Genomic DNA, 17,650 nt, shown 5'->3' on the forward strand with positions numbered 1-17,650 from the left:
TGGCGGCTTTTTTCATCTGCCAAATGGGGTCGTCCATGACAGCCATTCTTCGACCGCGTCCACAACCGATCGGCCGCGGGGATTACAAGACCCTCGGCCTGGCGGCACTGGGCGGGGCGCTGGAAATCTACGATTTCATCATTTTCGTGTTTTTTGCGCTGACCCTGAGCCAACTGTTCTTTCCTCCGGACATGCCCGAGTGGCTGCGACTTTTACAAAGCTTCGGAATATTCGTCACCGGCTACTTGGCGCGTCCGCTGGGCGGCATCCTCATGGCGCATTTCGCCGACAGGCTGGGTCGCAAAAGGATGTTCAGCCTGAGCATCATGATGATGGCCCTGCCGTGCCTGCTGATCGGCCTGATGCCCACTTACGCTGAAATCGGGTATTGGGCACCGCTGGCGCTGCTGGGGCTGCGCGTGCTGCAAGGCGCAGCGGTCGGCGGCGAAGTGCCAAGCGCTTGGGTTTTCGTCGCCGAGCATGCGCCAAAGGGCCATCGTGGCTACGCATTGGGCGTGCTGCAGGCTGGTTTGACGTTCGGCTATCTGATCGGCGCCTTGACGGCGACCTGGTTGGCCAAGGTCTTCAGCCACGCGGAAATCCTCGATTACGCCTGGCGCATTCCGTTTCTCCTCGGCGGGGTCTTTGGCGTGGTCGGCGTATGGCTTCGTCGCTGGTTGAACGAGACGCCGGTGTTCATGGCCCTTCATGCCCAGCGGGAGGGGACGATCGAACTGCCGTTGCGCGCCGTGCTTCGCCGACACCGTCAATCGCTGCTGCCGGCCGCCTTGCTGACCTGCGTGCTGACATCAGCGGTAGTCACCTTGGTGGTCATTACCCCTACGGTGATGCAACAACGATTTGGCATGAGCCCCAGTGACACCTTCGCCCTGAGCAGCGTCGGCATCGTATTCCTCAATATTGGGTGTGTAATGGCGGGACGGCTGGTGGACCGCATCGGGGCCTGGCGCGGCGTCGTACTGTATAGCGTGCTACTGCCGCTAGGTGTGGGCCTGCTGTACGCCAGCCTGGTGATCCAGTGGCTCCCGGTCGGACTGGCGTACGCAGTGGCGGGGCTGGCCTGCGGCATTGTCGGCGTGGTGCCCTCGGTGATGGTCGGCTTGTTCCCTGCGGACATCCGCGTGTCCGGTATTTCGCTGACCTATAACGTCAGCTATGCCCTCTGGGCCAGCACCACGCCGCTGGCGTTGATCGCCTTGATGCCATGGAGCCCATGGGTTTGCGTAGTTTACTGCGCGATCATGGGCGCCGTGGGTCTACTGACCGCGATGTTCTTCGGTGTGCGTAAGCGGATGCAGGTCGACGACGGATTGCCTGCCGGGTGCGGGAACTGATCGCCAGGGCGTCCTTTAGTGACGCCCTGGGCGAGACTGCCCTTGGTAACGCAAAAATATTCGGTCAGGCCACACCTTGATACGCCGTCAGCCATTTCCTTTTTTGTGCCGCGCGACTTGCGCTGTTTCAGGGGAGTTGGTCGCTTTTTGCCAGGGTTGGATGGGTCCAGTTCGCTTCGCTATTCATTACCAATCAATTGTAACGAGTGATTGTAATTAGCATTCACTGCGTTTATCGTCGTCGCCCCAAACACGAACCCATCACTTCACGCGCATGTGTTGCGTAAATCGTTATTCGCGGTGTGGCGTATTCGTGTCTGCAATAAAAGGGGTGATTCCAGCGCAGAAGTTTTTCTGTTTACGTGTAGGAATAATTACCTGCTGCAGCGTTCTGACGGGCTGAACATCAGAATGTGAGCGGCGAGTTTGAACGCTGAAAAGAAGTGCTCGTCAACACCCTTTCGGTCCGACGGGCACCTAACACCATGGAGGGTCATCAGGAGCGATGGAGGCTCGTCAATGCAAGAGCGAGAGCATACGCGCAAGCGTCCCGGGCGCACCACGCCGCGAGAGTTTGAAGTGTTGAAACTGGTGCTGCTGGGCTACAGCAACAAGGACATTGCCCAACAACTGGGTATCAGTGATTACACGGCTCGCGATCATGTATCAGCATTACTGAAGAAGAACCAAGTAAAGAACCGCGCGCAGCTGATCGCCTTGCACGTTTCTGGCTCACGTAAGAAAAAACTGGAACACCCCTACATTTGACGGATTGTCTCGCAAAGTACTTTGCGCATAATGGGGTTATTTAAACCTTATAAATATTTTTAAACGGGTATGCATAAGTCGACATGCCTGCCGGATGTTTTGCTGACATTTAAACGCGGTCTTAAAGGCCGTACGGGTGCTGTCGGGCAGCGGCACAGCTCACCGGTCAAAAAGAGGGTCGTCGAGTTATTCGCATGGCCGGACGGTAACCGGCTGTCATTGATCGAGGCGTGCCTCGGTCGCCTGGTGCTGCGCCGTTATTCAGGATTCAACCAACTACAAGGAAAGACACGATGACAACCGGTAAACCGCTCCACGATCCCCGTCTGAGCGCCGAGCCCCATTGCCCTGTCGATGAAGACCCGGTCACGGGGGGCTTTCACAGTCTGGTGCACGAGCAGGCGTCGTATGGCATCGCCAATCTCATCGAGTTGCATCGACGGTGGATGGGGCCGCAAGGATTGTTCGCCACGTTTGATACAGAAATCGAACGGATGGGGCGCCAAGCACCGAGCCTTCAGGACATGCAATCTCTCGAGTGTCCCGAGCGCGCGCAGGCCGCAGAAAGGGCGCTGGCTTTCGCTCTCGGCAAAAGCCAGCGCAGAGTCGATACCCCGAATCCCCTGGGTGGGTTTTCCAGAGAGGCACTGTGCTGCATCGCATTCGGCTCGGATTCGGGGTACACGTTGGTGGAGCGCTACACCGCCTATGAGGCTATTCGCGAGTATGATTCGGCGTTTTTCATCAAGCTGATTGCGACCACGCGCGGCGTATCGGAACGGCGTATCGTCTTCCGCGGCCTGCTTGAGCACTATGATCGTTTGACACCTTTGGAAAAGTGCATCTTTCCGGTGGGCTACCGTGCGGTCCAAGCGGCGCATCTGGAACGCGAGGAGGCTGTGAATGGCAAGTGGATGTTCGAGGACGACGTCGCCACATTGCTCGAAAAGCTGTCGCCTTTGGAATTGCTGAAACAGGTCATGGCGTCTGCGGCCCCTCGGCAGGAGTCACATAAAATGCCGTCTGTGCCCTAGGCGTGCTGACCCCCTGCGCCCCATTGTCCGCCGGTTCAAGCGCCTTACCGTGAGGCTGAGCTGCCCATCTGTCGTGGTCGATTTACCTGCAATCTGTCTATGGACGGGCGGGCGGCGTTTGGCTGAAATGCATCTGTGTACCGGAATGCCACCGGGTAAGCCACTTCAGCCGATACCGAGTAGGACCGCCAATGCCCGAACTCTCTAACCTGGTCGCGTTTTCCCTGATTTCGCTGGGTATGGTCCTGACACCTGGGCCGAACATGATCTATGTGATCTCGCGCTCTATTTCGCAAGGCCGTAGGGCGGGTTTGATCTCCCTTTGCGGTGTGGGTATTGGCTTTCTCTTCTACATGCTGTGTGCCGCGTTCGGCATCACCGGCTTGGTGATGGCCGTCCCCTATGCTTACGACACACTGCGTGCAGCGGGGGCGCTGTATCTGCTGTACCTGGCCTGGCAAGCCGTCAGACCGGGTGGTCGTTCGCCCTTTCAGGTCAGAGACCTGCCGAAGGACAGCAACCGTCAGTTGTTCCTGATGGGCCTGCTGACCAATCTGTTCAACCCCAAGGTTGCCGTACTCTACCTCTCGTTACTGCCTCAGTTCATCACAGTCGGGAACGGTACCAGCGTGCTCAGCCAATCTCTGGTGTTGGGTAGCGCGCAGATTGGCGTCAGCTTGACTGTCAATGCGATGGTTGCGCTGGCTGCGGGGTCCATCGCTGCATTTCTCACCACCAAGCCGACCTGGGCCAATGTTCAACGTTGGATCATGGGGACCGTACTGTTCGGGTTTGCGGTGCGCATGGCGGCGGAAGGGCGCAGATAGCGCGCTGCGTCCACCGTTGAAAAGCAGCAGGCGTCACTTGCTTCCTGTTACCGCCTTGACCAACGCCCCGTGTGCCTTGGCGTCTTTTGCCAGCGAGATGACGTTGACCATTGCCGTCCGTGTGCCTGATGCAGCGGCGACGGTCGTGCTCAGGACCTTGCCGCCGTCGACGCTGCCTGAAATATCCAACTGACGCAGGCCGAGGCGTTTTCTGACAAGCTTCTTTTCCCCAAGTTTGGCGAAGTCCTTGTAGCTAGACTGCTGTTGGATAAGGGTTTCAGCAATGATGGTGTCCAGTGTTTCCGTATCGTTCGACGACGCCGTCTTGCCATCGGGCAACGGCGTTTCGGTGATGATAACCACGCGCTTGGCGGGCCTGTTCATGTACAGCGAGCCGATGACGCCCGCCGCCTTGGCTTTGTCGTCAATCTCCTCCATGGGCCCTTTGACATAGTCTTTGGGCAGGTAGAACACGAACTTGCCGCCGAGCATCGAGACTTTCTGCCCGCTGGGTTTTGCGGGGGTGGTTTTTTTAGCGGTGTGAGTGCTTTTGGTCGATTTGACAGGGTGCTTGGTATCGGTAGCCGCCTGCGCCCCCAGGACGCCCAGTGCCAACGCCAGGGCGGTGCAAGTCAAGGCCGATTTCAACGTGAACGAGGGCATGCCTACCTCTCAAATGCGACTTCCGAAATGGGTGAGCATTCTGCCTTAAGGGGGGACGCTGGGGGTAGGTTAAAGCCAGGGTGGTCTTGCCCGAGATCGGGTGCAGGCGCATCCAACCCTTGGTGTCATTGCGCCGACGTGTATGCGAACCCTGTTAGGAGGCCAAAAAAAAGCCGCTAGGGAAGCGGCTGAAGTTGGGAGCTTGCAGGGTTGTATCAGGAGCAGAGACGCAACCCCACGATGAAACAACGACAGAAACAACAGAGGCTGGAGGCCTGATACAGGTCAAGTGTGGTTTGCATTCTCCGCTTGAGGGGTTGAGGTGGATGCTTGCTGGCTGTTGTCCCGGCCTTTGGCGAGTGCGGCCATAGCCTCCTCGCGTCGCTCGACGTTTGCATGAAGCGCGTCGTTGCGCGCTGCGAAAGCGGGGGACTCTTCCGCAAGAACAATGGGCGATGCCATTAAAGAAGAAACAGCCAGTGCGCTGATAATGCTGAGGGTCTTGAACATTTGAATCAACCTTCTTGCGAGAGCAAGTTCGATTTGGTGAGGCCACTGTAAAAAGTCAATGGTCTCGAATCAAATGAAACCCCGTTAAATATTGATTAGCGAAAATGTTATGCAAATGAAAGGGAATTAAATGGTCTTTATAGGGGCGAAGATCGGGCGAATGCCTCGACACTTCGGAAACTCAGTGCAACCCCAGAAGTTTCCGCCAGCATTGGCACCGGTACGCGCGGTCTTTATCACCATCGTTTTGCGGCAAAACGGGCAGGCCGGTGCTTTCACAAGGGTGGGCGACTCAGTCGCGGGTGGTCGGATGACGGGTTCGCTCGCCTTTGGCGTTACATCAACAGGCTCCACACGCTCGGCGATTACCTCAACAGTGGGGCGCGGTTCGGGCTTTCTCGTCTGCACCATCCACTGCTTTAGCTCGGCACCATCCACTAACTGCACATTGCGCCCCGAGGCAAATTCCTGCGCTTGTTTGGTGAACTTCCCGCTCGTCACCACAAAACCGCCGACAGCACCTTCAGCCGCCATCGCACCGTATAACTCACGCACCACCGGCACGCCCACCTGAACGGAACGCCAATGCTTGCATTGCACCAAATAGGTCTCACCGTCCTTGCGAGCAACCAGATCAACGCCGCCGTCCGGGCCTTGTCCGCCGATCTCCTGCACCTTGAAACCCCGACGCCGCAACGCCTCGCCCACCAACAACTCAAACTCACGCCAAGAGAGGCTCAGCAACGCATTGCCGCTGGCAGCGGCTGTGGTGTCCAGCAGTTTTCGGCGTTTGTGCGCGTTCCAGAGCGAAGCTACAGCGCCACAGGCAAACACCAACGGCACGAAAAATTGCCCGAACGTTGCCATGCCGCGAAACGCAGACGTCGCGATGGCCACTTCGGCATGTCGGGGATCGAACGTCGCCGGCAGGGGAGCGCTGGCGATCGAATGCAGCCAGACCGCGAATAGCATCGAGAGGAGGGCGCTGATCCACCAAGGCAACTTGCTGACGAGAGAAATGAGCGCTTCTAAACCTGAATTTTTCCTGGCCATATCCGTGGTCCGCTCATCATCCTGGCGTAAAAAATTGAAGTACGAGCACCTAGGCACCGCAAGAGGCGCGCTTGCTCGCGACAATGCTGCGTGATCGAGTTGTTTGGCGTATTACTGATCCCTGTCAGGCCAGAACGAAGCGTCTGTGAGACCGTTGCTCAATCGGTCCAAGAAAGGCGCCATAGTGTACGCTGAAAAGATACTTTAGTGGCTCAATGATGCCATAGTAGAAGCGTGTGGCAATGTTCATCGACACACTAAGGAGCAGCCATTTTCCTGACGTGCCTGACGCTCTGGGTGCCACTGACTTATTCCACCCTTATTCATGCTGTCCTTCGATAGAGCATCGTGCTTCATCCAGCTGTTCGACGTCGTGTCATGCTTCGCTTCGGGTTGCGGATCTGTGCCTTGCTCGTCGCATCTTGTCAGCCTCGTAGACGTCTCTGCGTAGGACATGTCTGGATAGAAGGTAAGGGCTGTCTAATTCTGCCTTAACCACATGACTGGGCCCTAAGAATTGGCTCAGAATCCGGCGCCTCACCATTGCAGGGGCATGTCTGATGGAACAGGTAAGAAGCCAATACTACGGTCGCTTTAACCTGAGGTTTCAAAGACTCGGGTGGTGGTCTTGCGGGAAAACCGACACCAGCTGAGATCCCTCAATGTTTCCGATGTCGGCAAAATCAACCAGGCCATTCGCGACCCATTGGTTTCGCTCTACGACCGCATGCTTGCTCAGGATCGGCCGTGTGAAATGATCATCTCGGTCTCTGATCCGCTTACGCGAAAGCAGGCGGACTTATTCAACGACAGTAATGCATCTTTGACTCTTGCGGCTACTGCTCTAGGCCGTATGGCGTTTCCGGCGGGGTCAGGATTGAAGGATGCGGCGGGCTTTGCTTCTGGATTCAGCGTTGGCTCTGTATTGAGTAGACGTCACGCCGGAGACATCATTATCGCGCTGCAGCTCAAATAAATGGCGGTATCGGGCCCAATCCTCGGCAATGTCCCTCCTGATCGAGGCTCAGGGTGGAGTGACGATTGAATGACTGCCCCTATGCTTTTCGGGGTCTGTATGACGGTTCACTGGCTACTCGTATTCAAGCTCAAGCCTTGCATGGTGAGAAAGTGCGTGGGGTTGGTGTTTATATGCATTGGGGCGTTTGCGCTGTTCAAGCTCTCAGACTATAGCGAGGCCCAGTTCACGGTCCTTGTCGCGCTTACCTCATCGGGGCTCGCGCTGTTATTTGGTCGTGATCGCTCTAGAAAAGCAGAAGGTGAATCCTGATGCTTTTTCTTCTGATTACAATCCTATTCAGCGTCGCCTATTGCGTTCTTAACTGCAAACTCATACGCCGACGTCCGCGCAAATGGACGGGAGCTGCTCTCATAGCGGTGGGCTCCATATCGACCTATTCGCTCGACTCACATATGGAAGAAATGTTCATTTGGGGCTTTGTCGCAGCGTGGTGTATCGGGCTGGAGCTGTACTTCAACTGCGATAAATACAAAGGCTACTATTGATAGCACCAGACTCAACTCGCCAAGTCCAGGGGCAGATCGCTAATATCCTCTGATCGTCCCCACGCTCCGCGTGGGAACGCAGCCTCTGACGCTCTGCGTCCACTAGTACCACCGCTGCACCTCAATAAGCCCCGGCTGCCCCTGATAATCTCTGGCACTCGAATACCTCCAGTGCTCCCCGAGATCGACATACCCCGCTTCACAGGGTTGTGATGGATGTAATCGAGCTTTTGCCTCATCACGCTTTCGCTATACACCAACTCCGCGTGCGTCCCTTCCTGCCAGACCTGATACACACGGTTGACCTTGTGCGCGCATTTGGCGAAGCGCAGTCGTTTGAGCGTGCTTTCAGCGTTTGTAGTTTCGAGGTGTTCGATGATGTGTCGGGCTGTGAAGGATTTGAAGCGGGCGACTGATTTCGCGAGGTCTGGGGATTGGGCGAGGTAGTGCAGGTGGTTTTCGAGGACTACGTAGCCGTAAAGCCTGAGGCCTTGGTTAGCCTGTTGATACCGCCACGTGTTCAGCACGATTTCAACGAGGGTGGGTCGGGTGAAGAGGGGCAGCCATTCGACGATGGTGCACGTGAGAAAGTGGGGCTTTTCGACTTCGGTGATGGCATAGCGGCTTCGGGCCATGGCTCTTCCTTAATGTGAGGCTGGGCGCGGAGCGTTGAGGCTATTTGAGGTTTTGCAGGTTAGGGAGCGAATTAGCGTATCGAGGTGCTTCGGTGAGGCGACGCGGAGCGTCTATGGCTGCATTCCCACGCGGAGCGTGGGAACGATCAGTGGACTGTCAGTAATGATCGTTACCACGCTCCGCGTGGGAATGCAGCTTCTGACGCTCTGCGTGCGCTCCTTCATCGCAAACGAAAAGGGCCGCCATCGCTGGCAGCCCCTTTTTTCCAACCGTCGAAGCAAGATCAAATCAATCCCAGCTCAACGCACCACCGGTCTGATACTCAATCACTCGCGTCTCAAAGAAGTTCTTCTCTTTCTTTAAGTCCATGATCTCGCTCATCCACGGGAACGGGTTAGTCGTCCCTGGGTACTCTTCCTTCAAGCCAATCTGCGACAGGCGACGGTTGGCGATGAATTTGAGGTAGTCCTCCATCATCGCCGCGTTCATGCCCAATACGCCGCGGGGCATGGTGTCGCGGGCGTATTCGATCTCCAACTGGGTGCCTTGCAGGATCATTTGCGAGGCTTCTTCCTTCAGCTCAGCGTCCCACAGGTGTGGGTTTTCGATCTTGATCTGGTTGATCACGTCGATGCCGAAGTTCAGGTGCATGGATTCGTCGCGCAGGATGTATTGGAACTGTTCTGCGACGCCGGTCATTTTGTTGCGGCGGCCCATGGAGAGGATCTGGGTGAAGCCGCAGTAGAAGAAGATGCCTTCCAGCACGCAGTAATAGGCGATCAGGTTGCGCAGCAGCTCTTTATCCGTCTCGACGGTGCCGGTGTTGAATTCCGGGTCGGAGATGGCTCGGGTGTATTTGAGGCCCCAGGCGGCCTTTTTCGCGACCGACGGGATCTCGTGGTACATGTTGAAGATCTCGCCTTCGTCCATGCCCAGCGACTCGATGCAGTACTGGTAGGCGTGGGTGTGGATCGCTTCCTCGAAGGCCTGGCGCAGGATGTACTGGCGGCATTCTGGGTTGGTGATCAGGCGGTACACGGCCAGCGCGAGGTTGTTGGCCACCAGCGAGTCGGCGGTGGAGAAGAAGCCCAAGTTGCGCATGACGATGCGGCGTTCGTCGTCGGTCAGGCCTTCCGGGTTTTTCCAGAGGGCGATGTCGGCGGTCATGTTGACTTCTTGCGGCATCCAGTGGTTTGCGCAGCCGTCGAGGTATTTTTGCCAGGCCCAGTCGTACTTGAACGGTACGAGTTGGTTGAGGTCGGCGCGGCAGTTGATCATGCGCTTTTCGTCGACGGCAACGCGGGCGGCGGAGCCTTCGAGTTCGGCCAGACCTTCGGCGATGTCGAGTTTGTCCAGCGCGGCTTTGGCGCGGGCGACGGCGGCGGAGTCGTTGGCGCTGACGGCGCGTGCTTCCAGGGCTGCGGCACCACCGGCGCTGTCGAGTTTGTCCATGGCCGCTTCGGCGGCGTGGCCTGCGTTGGCACCTTTGACGGGTTCCGCGGCGTCTTCTTTGTCGAATTCGTCCCAGCTCAGCATGACGTTGAGTCTCCTGCGTGAGGGTCAGTGCTCATGACTGACCTGATGGATCTTGAGTGTTGGTTGCGTATCAGGCGTTGCACGCAAAGAACATGAAGTCTTGGGGATCTGTGCCCCTGATTTTGCTTTGTCTGACAGGCACTGCATGAAGAGCGCGAGTCTGAGCGATTGGCCGCTAGGCGCCGAGTTTTTTGGACCCAGAGCGTACGTCTGTACGTGAGGAGGCCAGAAAACTCGGCAATAACGCGGACGCCGCTCAGAATCGTGCGGCGTCCAGCGTGCTTATTGGCAAGCCTCGCAATCCGGCTCATCAATCGCACAGGCCTTAGGCACTGGCGCCGGTCCGGCCGGGGCCGCCTCGGTTGGACGTGGCGCCGCAAGTGCGGAGTCGTCCGGCCCGTGGCCGCCGCTGGAAACGGCGTTCAACTTGCCAGTGTTGATGGTCGATTTTTCGGTGCTGGTCGCGGCCAGGGCACGGAGGTAGTAGGTGGTTTTCAGACCACGGTACCAAGCCATGCGGTAGGTGACGTCCAGTTTCTTGCCCGATGCGCCAGCGATGTACAGGTTCAGGGATTGAGCCTGGTCGATCCACTTCTGACGACGGCTTGCCGCGTCGACGATCCAGCGGGCTTCGACTTCGAACGCGGTGGCGTAGAGGTCTTTGAGCTCTTGCGGAATGCGCTCGATCTGCTGAACCGAACCGTCATAATACTTGAGGTCGTTGATCATGACCGAGTCCCACAGGTCGCGCGCCTTCAGGTCACGAACCAGGTACGGGTTGATCACGGTGAACTCGCCCGAGAGGTTCGATTTCACGTACAGGTTCTGGTAGGTCGGTTCGATCGACTGCGAAACGCCGGTGATGTTGGCGATGGTCGCGGTCGGCGCGATGGCCATGATGTTCGAGTTACGAATGCCTTTCTGAACGCGGGCGCGCACCGGTGCCCAGTCCAGGGTCTCATTCAGGTCGACATCAATGTACTTCTGGCCACGGGCTTCGATCAGGATCTGTTGCGAGTCCAGTGGCAGGATGCCCTTGGACCACAGCGAGCCCTGGAACGTCTCGTAGGCGCCACGCTCATCGGCCAGGTCGCAAGACGCCTGGATCGCGTAGTAGCTGACGGCTTCCATGGAGCGGTCGGCGAACTCGACAGCTGCATCGGAACCGTAAGGGATGTGCTGCAGGTACAGCGCATCCTGGAAGCCCATGATGCCCAGGCCGACCGGACGATGACGGAAGTTGGAGTTCTTCGCCTGCGGCACGGAGTAGTAGTTGATGTCGATCACGTTGTCGAGCATGCGCACGGCCACGTCGACAGTGCGTTTGAGCTTGTCGGTGTCCAGCTTGCCGTCGACGATGTGGTTCGGGAGGTTGATCGACCCCAGGTTGCAGACCGCGATCTCATCCTTGTTGGTGTTCAGGGTGATCTCGGTGCACAGGTTCGAGCTGTGGACCACGCCGACGTGCTGCTGCGGCGAGCGCAGGTTGCACGGGTCTTTGAAGGTCAGCCATGGGTGACCGGTTTCGAACAGCATGGACAGCATCTTGCGCCACAGGTCTTTGGCCTGAATGGTCTTGAACAGCTTGATCTTGCCTGGGTACTCGGTCAGTGCTTCGTAGTACTCGTAACGCTCCTCGAACGCCTTGCCGGTCAGGTCATGCAGGTCCGGCACTTCGGAAGGCGAGAACAGGGTCCATTTGCCGTCGTCGAAGACACGCTTCATGAACAGGTCAGGAATCCAGTTGGCGGTGTTCATGTCGTGGGTACGACGACGATCATCACCGGTGTTCTTGCGCAGTTCGATGAACTCTTCGATGTCCATGTGCCAGGTTTCCAGATAGGCACAGACAGCGCCTTTGCGCTTGCCACCCTGGTTGACCGCAACGGCGGTGTCATTGACCACCTTCAGGAACGGGACGACGCCCTGGGATTTGCCGTTGGTGCCCTTGATGTACGAGCCCAGCGCACGAACCGGGGTCCAGTCGTTGCCCAGGCCGCCTGCGAATTTGGACAGCATGGCGTTGTCGTGGATGGCATGGTAGATGCCTGACAGGTCGTCCGGAACGGTGGTCAGGTAGCAGCTGGACAGCTGTGGGCGCAAGGTGCCGGCGTTGAACAGGGTCGGCGTCGAGGCCATGTAGTCGAAGGACGACAACAGGTTGTAGAACTCGATGGCGCGGTCTTCGCGGGCTTTTTCTTCGATGGCCAAGCCCATCGCCACGCGCATGAAGAAGATCTGCGGCAGTTCGAAACGCACGCCATCCTTGTGGATGAAGTAACGGTCGTACAGGGTCTGCAGGCCCAGGTAAGTGAATTGCTGGTCGCGCTCGTGGTTGATCGCCTTGCCCAGTTTTTCCAGGTCGAATTCGGCCAGAACCGGGTTCAGCAGTTCGAATTCGATGCCTTTGGCGACGTACGCAGGCAGCGCCTTGGCGTACAGGTCGACCATTTCGTGGTGGGTGGCGCTTTCAGCGACGTTCAGGAAGCCCAGGCCTTCGGCACGCAGGGTGTCCATCAGCAGGCGGGCGGTGACGAACGAATAGTTCGGCTCACGCTCGACGAGGGTACGCGCGGTCATCACCAATGCGGTGTTGACGTCTTTCAGCGCCACGCCGTCGTACAGGTTCTTCAGGGTTTCGGTCTGGATCAGCTTGGCGTCGACTTCGGCCAGGCCTTCGCAGGCTTCGGTGATGATGGTGTTCAGACGGCCCATGTCCAACGGCGCAAGGCTGCCGTCGTTGGCCGTGATGCGGATCGAAGGGTGGGCCTGAACCGGCGCCTCGCCGCCACGACCGGCACGCTCTTTGGAGCGGTCGTTACGGTAGATCACGTAGTCGCGAGCCACTTTTTGCTCGCCAGCGCGCATCAGCGCCAGTTCGACCTGATCCTGGATCTCTTCGATGTGGATGGTGCCGCCCGAAGGCATGCGCCGTTTGAAGGTTGCAGTGACCTGTTCGGTCAGGCGGGCAACGGTGTCGTGGATACGCGACGACGCAGCGGCTGTGCCGCCTTCAACTGCGAGGAAGGCCTTGGTGATGGCGACGGTGATCTTGTCATCGGTATAGGGCACGACGGTGCCGTTACGCTTGATCACACGCAGCTGACCCGGGGCAGTCGCGGACAGGTCCTGCTGGGTCGCACCTGTCTGCGGCGCAATGGCCTGCGGATTCTCGCGAGTTGTGTCTGTTTGCATGGGTCTCTCCACGTTCTCTATGTTTATTTGGGCACTGTGACGTACCCACCGTTCCTTCCTGAAGCAAACGACCGACAAACGTCGGTCCGAGACTTCAAGGCGGTTGGGGAAGCTCTAGGCACCATCCCTGGCGTTGAAGTCCGAATGGGCGCAGGTTGCCCTGTCACCCCGATGAATTCGATGCAGAAAGCTCGTTCTGTCGTGCAACACTCGTACCGTTACGCGTAAAACCTGAAACCTTCGCGAGCCATCCGGAATGGCGGCGGTCAGGCGGTAAAACCGGTCGTGACTCAGCCCTGAGGGCGTTGGAAAAAAGCTTGAAATGCCAAGGCCACTTGTGTTTGGCCTTTTTACTCAACCCCTAGATGTAGGGGCTGGGTCGGCGACGGGGTACAAGATAATGCGTTTTGGGGAAGGATTGCAACGTGTGTCCTGTGGATAAATCTGTGTGTAATGTGTGTGGGATTTGGGGAAATTGGGTGTAAGCCGCGTCGCTGCTGGGATACGCCGCTGATCACCGTTTTTACCTCGGGATTTAGACCGCACAGTTTTTTTGGAGCCCGCGAAAGCGCTCACAAAACTTCACACGGGTAAGCGGTTAGAATCGGGCGCAGGAAGGCTTGTCCTTGCATCCCCCAACGCACGGCTGGATGACGCGTCACCGTGCTCATAATAAGAAGTCAGGAGATCGGACTGTGCAGCAACCCCTCTGGCACGTGTTGATCGTCGAGGACGATCTGCGTTTGGCCGAACTGACCCGCGATTACCTGGAAAGTCATGGGCTGAACGTCAGCCTGGAAGGCGACGGCGCAAGTGCGGCAAGGCGGATACTGGAGGAACGGCCGGACTTAGTGATGCTTGACCTGATGCTGCCGGGGGAAGATGGCCTGAGTATCTGCCGCAAGGTACGCGCACAATACGAAGGCCCTATCCTGATGCTCACTGCGCGCACCGATGACACTGACCAGATTCAGGGGCTGGACACGGGCGCTGACGATTATGTCTGTAAACCGGTGCACCCACGTGTGCTGTTGGCGCGGATTCACGCGCTGTTGCGGCGCAGCGAAAGTGCTGGCGGCCCGACTCAGGACCCGCGCCGTCTGGCGTTCGGTCCGCTGGTGGTCGACAGTGCGCTGCGCGAAGCCTGGCTCAGCGAGCGCCCCATCGAATTGACCAGCGCCGAATTCGATCTGCTCTGGCTGCTGGTCTCCAACGCCGGGCGGATTTTGTCGCGCGAAGAAATCTTCACCGCGCTTCGCGGCGTCGGGTACGACGGGCAGGACCGCTCCATCGATGTGCGCATATCAAAGATCCGTCCCAGAATCGGTGACGATCCGCTCCATCCTCGCCTCATCAAGACGATACGCAACAAGGGCTACCTGTTCGTGCCTGAAGCGGCCATTGACCTGCACCCGTTGCAGACCAAGGTTGACGCATGAACGCCATATTCCTGCGGATTTATGGGGGCATGTTGGGTGTGCTGATTCTGGTCGCGCTGCTGGGCGTTCTGACATTGCATATCGCCAATCAGGTGCGCGGGGAGCGGTACCGGGAACAGCTCGCTCAGGGCACGTTCACCTTGATGGCGGACAACCTGAGGGCGATGGACAGTATCGAGCGCACTCGGGCGCTGGCGGTATGGGAGCGCTTGCTGGGCATACCGCTGGCCCTGCAGACCGTGGCGCAGGCTCATCTGGAAGGGGGCGCGCGTCACCGGCTGAGTCGCGGACAGGTTGTGGTCGAACAGACGGGGCCCCATGCGGCGCGGGTTTTTCGTGAAGTCGAGCCCGGCACTCCGGGCAAAGCCGAGAGCGCGGTGTTGCTGAGCGGGGACGTGCAGCAAATCAGCGAACAACTGGCCCGCGCGACGATTTTTCTGTTGCTCGATGAACTGGTGCGCTTCCCGCTCGACGAGCAGCCGACTCGCCTGGAAGCGCTGCGTCAGAACAAAGGCTTTGGTTTCGACATGCACCTGATCCAGCTGGAGCAGGCCGATGTGGATGACGATCAGCGTCGGCGGATCGATGAGGGCGATACGGTAATGGCCTTGGGTAAAGGCGGAGATTCAATCCGCGTCCTGTCCGGTGTTGGGAAAACGCCATGGGTGCTGGAGATCGGTCCCTTGTATCAGTTCAATCCTTACCCGCCCCAGTTACTGGTGTTGATCACCCTTCTCGGCTTGGGCCTGATCGGTGTGGTGGTGTACCTGCTGGTGCGCCGCCTGGAACATCGCTTACGCGGGCTGGAAGCGGCCGCGACTCAAATTGCCCAAGGCAGCCTGCACACCCGGGTTCCGGCCACCGGCGCCGATTCGGTGGGCCGCCTGGCCATGGCGTTCAATGGCATGGCCGAGCACTTGCAGCGCTCTCTGACCATCCAGCGTGAGTTGGTGCGGGCGGTTTCCCACGAGCTGCGCACGCCCGTGGCACGGCTGCGCTTTGGGCTGGAGATGGTCAACGATGCCAGTACCCCGCAAGCGCGGCACAAGTACTTGGTGGGGATGGACAACGATATCCAGGACCTGGATAAGCTGGTGGACGAGATGCTGACTTACGCGCGCCTGGAACAGGGTTCGCCGACGCTGGACTTCCGGCGCATCGACCTGGACGCATTGATCGACCAAGTCATTGCCGAGTTGGCCCCATTGCGTGCTGATGTGCGCGTTATCCGTGGGAAGCGCTCGGTCACTGACGAAGAGGCTTCGACGGCCGGGCAGGCGTGGGTCGAAGCCGCGCCCCGGTATCTGCATCGCGCGTTGCAAAATCTGCTGAGCAATGCGCTGCGACATGCCGAATCGGAGGTGCGAATCGGGTTTCACCTCGGGGAAGGTCGCTGCCGAATCGATATCGAGGACGATGGCCCCGGTGTACCGGAAGGCGCTTGGGAGCGGATCTTCACACCGTTCATGCGCCTGGATGACAGCCGCACTCGCGCCTCGGGCGGGCATGGCCTGGGTCTGTCGATCGTTCGTCGCATTGTTCATTGGCACAGGGGGCGGGCGTTGATCGGGCGAAGCGAGGGACTGGGCGGGGCCTGTTTCAGCCTCACCTGGCCGCGCCAGCAGGGACGCCCATGAGCCGTCACCTGTTCGAAGGCCCATTGGCCGGATTCGCTAACACCTGGGTCCCTGAAGATCCCCGGCCCGTCGTTCCGGTCGCGACGCTGCTGTGCGATGAAACCCTGGACCGATTGCTGATGCAGACTTACGGCCCAGAACTGATGCCTGCTCAGCGGTCCGTTCTGGTTTCGCAGTGGTTCAAGTATTACGCCATGCAGTTGATCCCGCCTGTGGTGGTCGCCAGTCTGGTGGGGGGGATGGGCTGGCCGCTGGGGTTGGAGCAGGTGGGTTTTGTCCTGAACGAGAACGGGGTGCTGGATGGCGTGTGGTTCGACGCTCCGGTCTCCAGGGCATCGCATTCGCAGGACCCTTTTGAACGGCTCGCCCCGTTGCTCTCGAATCTTCAGCGAGTTATCGAACGGCTTTGCGTCTATGGCGAAGTGGCAACGGGCGTGCTATGGAGCAGCGCGGGGGACTATCTGGAAACCTGCCTGCGGGAACTCTCGGCGAGCCATCCCCAGGCCAGCGAGGTCGGCTACGGGTTGCTACGCGACCGGCTGCGCCCAGATGGGCAACGCAACCCGCTCTTCAACGTCGTTTACTATAAGGAAAGCCCACGCGGGGCGTTGATCCGACAGCGCCGTAGCTGTTGCCTGAGCCATCGGGTCGAGTGGGTCGGGCGCTGCGAGCATTGCCCGTTGGGGCGCGGCAACTGACCCAACGTTCGGCTCGCAGAACCACTCCCGGCGGCGCGGGTCATGCCGCAATACTCACCAGGCTCAGCAATTGCCCGTCCCTCAGGCTGAACTGCGCGGGCAACTCCCTGCCGCTGTGCCACTCCTCCGACAGATCGATCTTCAGCCGCAACACCGCGCTACCGTCCTCAGACCAGTCCACTACTTCGGCATGTTCGAAATAGAAACGGGTGCGCACGAGGGGGTAGAGGGCCTTGAACAGCGCCTCCTTCAAGGAAAACGTCAGCGTGACATGCAGGGCCATCCTGTGCTCCGGCCCTGCCGCCATGCGCTGCAGTTCCTCCGCGGTGAGGATTTCGCCGGCCAGGCGTGAGGCCCTTTCACTGCTCATCAGTTGTTCGGCATCGATCCCTAACCCGCGCCAATGGAGGGTGTTGGCCACGATCGCGGCAGCCCAGCCCGCCGTGTGGGTGATCGAACCGCACAGATCGGCCGGCCAGACGGGGGCACGGTCTTCCCCAATGAGCGGCACGTGATGACGATCGTCAAGCAGGCGCATGGCTTCCCGCGCGCACAGGCGGCCGGCGAGGTACTCGGTCTGACGCTTGGCGACCGAGCGTTGAATGCTGGGCGGCGGCTCGATCAGGCATCGCTGGAAATCACCGTCCACCAACTTGTGCGGGTCGAACGCACTGCCGACCAGCACCACATTCGCCAGCGCCTGGGGCAGCGGCCAATGGGCGATCAGACTCGGACAGCAGCGGGGGAGTGTCATTGGATGGGTCATGGTCGGCAT

The 17,650-nt window shown here is 58.8% G+C and carries 14 protein-coding genes and 1 pseudogene; 8 read left to right on the top strand and 7 right to left on the bottom strand.

Going from position 1 to position 17,650, the window contains the following annotated elements; all coding sequences use genetic code 11:
• The first annotated feature begins 35 nt into the window (after positions 1–35).
• The 4 genes from N5D61_RS14620 to N5D61_RS14635 all read left to right on the top strand — a co-directional run bounded on the left by N5D61_RS14620 (position 36) and on the right by N5D61_RS14635 (position 3,984).
• Positions 36–1,355 carry an MFS transporter gene (locus tag N5D61_RS14620; protein WP_279893349.1) on the top strand — a complete coding sequence of 440 codons (1,320 nt, stop codon included), beginning with the start codon at positions 36–38 and terminating at the stop codon, positions 1,353–1,355.
• A 519-nt stretch (positions 1,356–1,874) separates the two neighbouring features.
• Entirely contained in the window at positions 1,875–2,123 is a 249-nt protein-coding gene (locus tag N5D61_RS14625) for a LuxR C-terminal-related transcriptional regulator (RefSeq protein ID WP_108235714.1), read from the top strand.
• Between the two features lie 293 nt (positions 2,124–2,416).
• Positions 2,417–3,157, top strand: coding sequence for a hypothetical protein (locus N5D61_RS14630; RefSeq protein ID WP_279893350.1), 741 nt, complete (start codon positions 2,417–2,419; stop codon positions 3,155–3,157).
• Between the two features lie 191 nt (positions 3,158–3,348).
• Entirely contained in the window at positions 3,349–3,984 is a 636-nt protein-coding gene (locus N5D61_RS14635) for a LysE family translocator (RefSeq protein WP_279893351.1), read from the top strand.
• A 33-nt stretch (positions 3,985–4,017) separates the two neighbouring features.
• Here the strand turns inward: N5D61_RS14635 and N5D61_RS14640 are convergent, their stop codons facing one another.
• The 3 genes from N5D61_RS14640 to N5D61_RS14650 form a co-directional block, all read right to left on the bottom strand.
• Positions 4,018–4,647 (bottom strand): polyribonucleotide nucleotidyltransferase, encoded by a 630-nt coding sequence (locus N5D61_RS14640; RefSeq protein ID WP_279893352.1) that lies wholly within the window; start codon positions 4,645–4,647, stop codon positions 4,018–4,020.
• 285 nt (positions 4,648–4,932) lie between these two features.
• A complete protein-coding gene (locus N5D61_RS14645; protein ID WP_279893353.1) occupies positions 4,933–5,157 on the bottom strand; it encodes a hypothetical protein in 225 nt (74 codons plus the stop codon).
• Between the two features lie 126 nt (positions 5,158–5,283).
• Entirely contained in the window at positions 5,284–6,210 is a 927-nt protein-coding gene (locus N5D61_RS14650; protein ID WP_108235709.1) for a restriction endonuclease, read from the bottom strand.
• Between the two features lie 628 nt (positions 6,211–6,838).
• On the opposite strand from N5D61_RS14650, the gene N5D61_RS14655 reads away from it, so the two are divergent.
• Complete coding sequence (locus N5D61_RS14655; RefSeq protein ID WP_279893354.1) at positions 6,839–7,186, top strand: hypothetical protein; 348 nt, start codon at positions 6,839–6,841, stop codon at positions 7,184–7,186.
• Positions 7,187–7,836: 650 nt separating this feature from the next.
• Here N5D61_RS14655 and N5D61_RS14660 read toward each other — a convergent pair.
• From N5D61_RS14660 to N5D61_RS14670, 3 genes and pseudogenes are all read right to left on the bottom strand, one after another.
• Positions 7,837–8,369, bottom strand: a pseudogene (locus N5D61_RS14660) (transposase).
• Between the two features lie 289 nt (positions 8,370–8,658).
• Entirely contained in the window at positions 8,659–9,906 is a 1,248-nt protein-coding gene (locus tag N5D61_RS14665) for a ribonucleotide-diphosphate reductase subunit beta (protein ID WP_279893355.1), read from the bottom strand.
• A 282-nt stretch (positions 9,907–10,188) separates the two neighbouring features.
• A complete protein-coding gene (locus tag N5D61_RS14670) occupies positions 10,189–13,101 on the bottom strand; it encodes a ribonucleoside-diphosphate reductase subunit alpha (protein ID WP_108235704.1) in 2,913 nt (970 codons plus the stop codon).
• A gap of 695 nt (positions 13,102–13,796) precedes the next feature.
• Between N5D61_RS14670 and N5D61_RS14675 the strand changes: the two genes are divergently transcribed.
• The 3 genes from N5D61_RS14675 to fhuF are packed head-to-tail and all read left to right on the top strand — an operon-like array spanning position 13,797 to position 16,875.
• Positions 13,797–14,540 carry a response regulator gene (locus tag N5D61_RS14675; protein ID WP_177410978.1) on the top strand — a complete coding sequence of 248 codons (744 nt, stop codon included), beginning with the start codon at positions 13,797–13,799 and terminating at the stop codon, positions 14,538–14,540.
• A complete protein-coding gene (locus N5D61_RS14680) occupies positions 14,537–16,177 on the top strand; it encodes an ATP-binding protein (protein WP_279893356.1) in 1,641 nt (546 codons plus the stop codon). The genes N5D61_RS14675 and N5D61_RS14680 overlap by 4 nt, the downstream gene beginning before the upstream one ends.
• On the top strand, positions 16,135–16,875 hold the full coding sequence (fhuF, locus tag N5D61_RS14685) for a siderophore-iron reductase FhuF (RefSeq protein WP_279893405.1): 741 nt from the start codon (positions 16,135–16,137) through the stop codon (positions 16,873–16,875). The genes N5D61_RS14680 and fhuF overlap by 43 nt, the downstream gene beginning before the upstream one ends.
• 40 nt (positions 16,876–16,915) lie before the next feature.
• On the opposite strand, the gene N5D61_RS14690 is transcribed toward fhuF, so the two are convergent.
• Positions 16,916–17,641 (bottom strand): 4'-phosphopantetheinyl transferase, encoded by a 726-nt coding sequence (locus N5D61_RS14690; protein WP_218565081.1) that lies wholly within the window; start codon positions 17,639–17,641, stop codon positions 16,916–16,918.
• Between the last annotated feature and the right edge of the window lie 9 nt (positions 17,642–17,650).

The organism is Pseudomonas sp. GD03842, assembly GCF_029841165.1.
In the GTDB taxonomy this organism is placed as follows: domain Bacteria; phylum Pseudomonadota; class Gammaproteobacteria; order Pseudomonadales; family Pseudomonadaceae; genus Aquipseudomonas.

Excerpts from the sequence above, each read along its gene's own strand:
- N5D61_RS14620 (WP_279893349.1), top strand. The coding sequence starts at position 36 with ATGACAGCCATTCTTCGACCGCGTCCACAACCGATCGGCCGCGGGGAT.
- N5D61_RS14625 (WP_108235714.1), top strand. The coding sequence starts at position 1,875 with ATGCAAGAGCGAGAGCATACGCGCAAGCGTCCCGGGCGCACCACGCCG.
- N5D61_RS14630 (WP_279893350.1), top strand. The coding sequence starts at position 2,417 with ATGACAACCGGTAAACCGCTCCACGATCCCCGTCTGAGCGCCGAGCCC.
- N5D61_RS14635 (WP_279893351.1), top strand. The coding sequence starts at position 3,349 with ATGCCCGAACTCTCTAACCTGGTCGCGTTTTCCCTGATTTCGCTGGGT.
- N5D61_RS14640 (WP_279893352.1), bottom strand. The coding sequence starts at position 4,647 with ATGCCCTCGTTCACGTTGAAATCGGCCTTGACTTGCACCGCCCTGGCG.
- N5D61_RS14645 (WP_279893353.1), bottom strand. The coding sequence starts at position 5,157 with ATGTTCAAGACCCTCAGCATTATCAGCGCACTGGCTGTTTCTTCTTTA.
- N5D61_RS14650 (WP_108235709.1), bottom strand. The coding sequence starts at position 6,210 with ATGGCCAGGAAAAATTCAGGTTTAGAAGCGCTCATTTCTCTCGTCAGC.
- N5D61_RS14665 (WP_279893355.1), bottom strand. The coding sequence starts at position 9,906 with ATGCTGAGCTGGGACGAATTCGACAAAGAAGACGCCGCGGAACCCGTC.
- N5D61_RS14670 (WP_108235704.1), bottom strand. The coding sequence starts at position 13,101 with ATGCAAACAGACACAACTCGCGAGAATCCGCAGGCCATTGCGCCGCAG.
- N5D61_RS14680 (WP_279893356.1), top strand. The coding sequence starts at position 14,537 with ATGAACGCCATATTCCTGCGGATTTATGGGGGCATGTTGGGTGTGCTG.
- N5D61_RS14690 (WP_218565081.1), bottom strand. The coding sequence starts at position 17,641 with ATGACCCATCCAATGACACTCCCCCGCTGCTGTCCGAGTCTGATCGCC.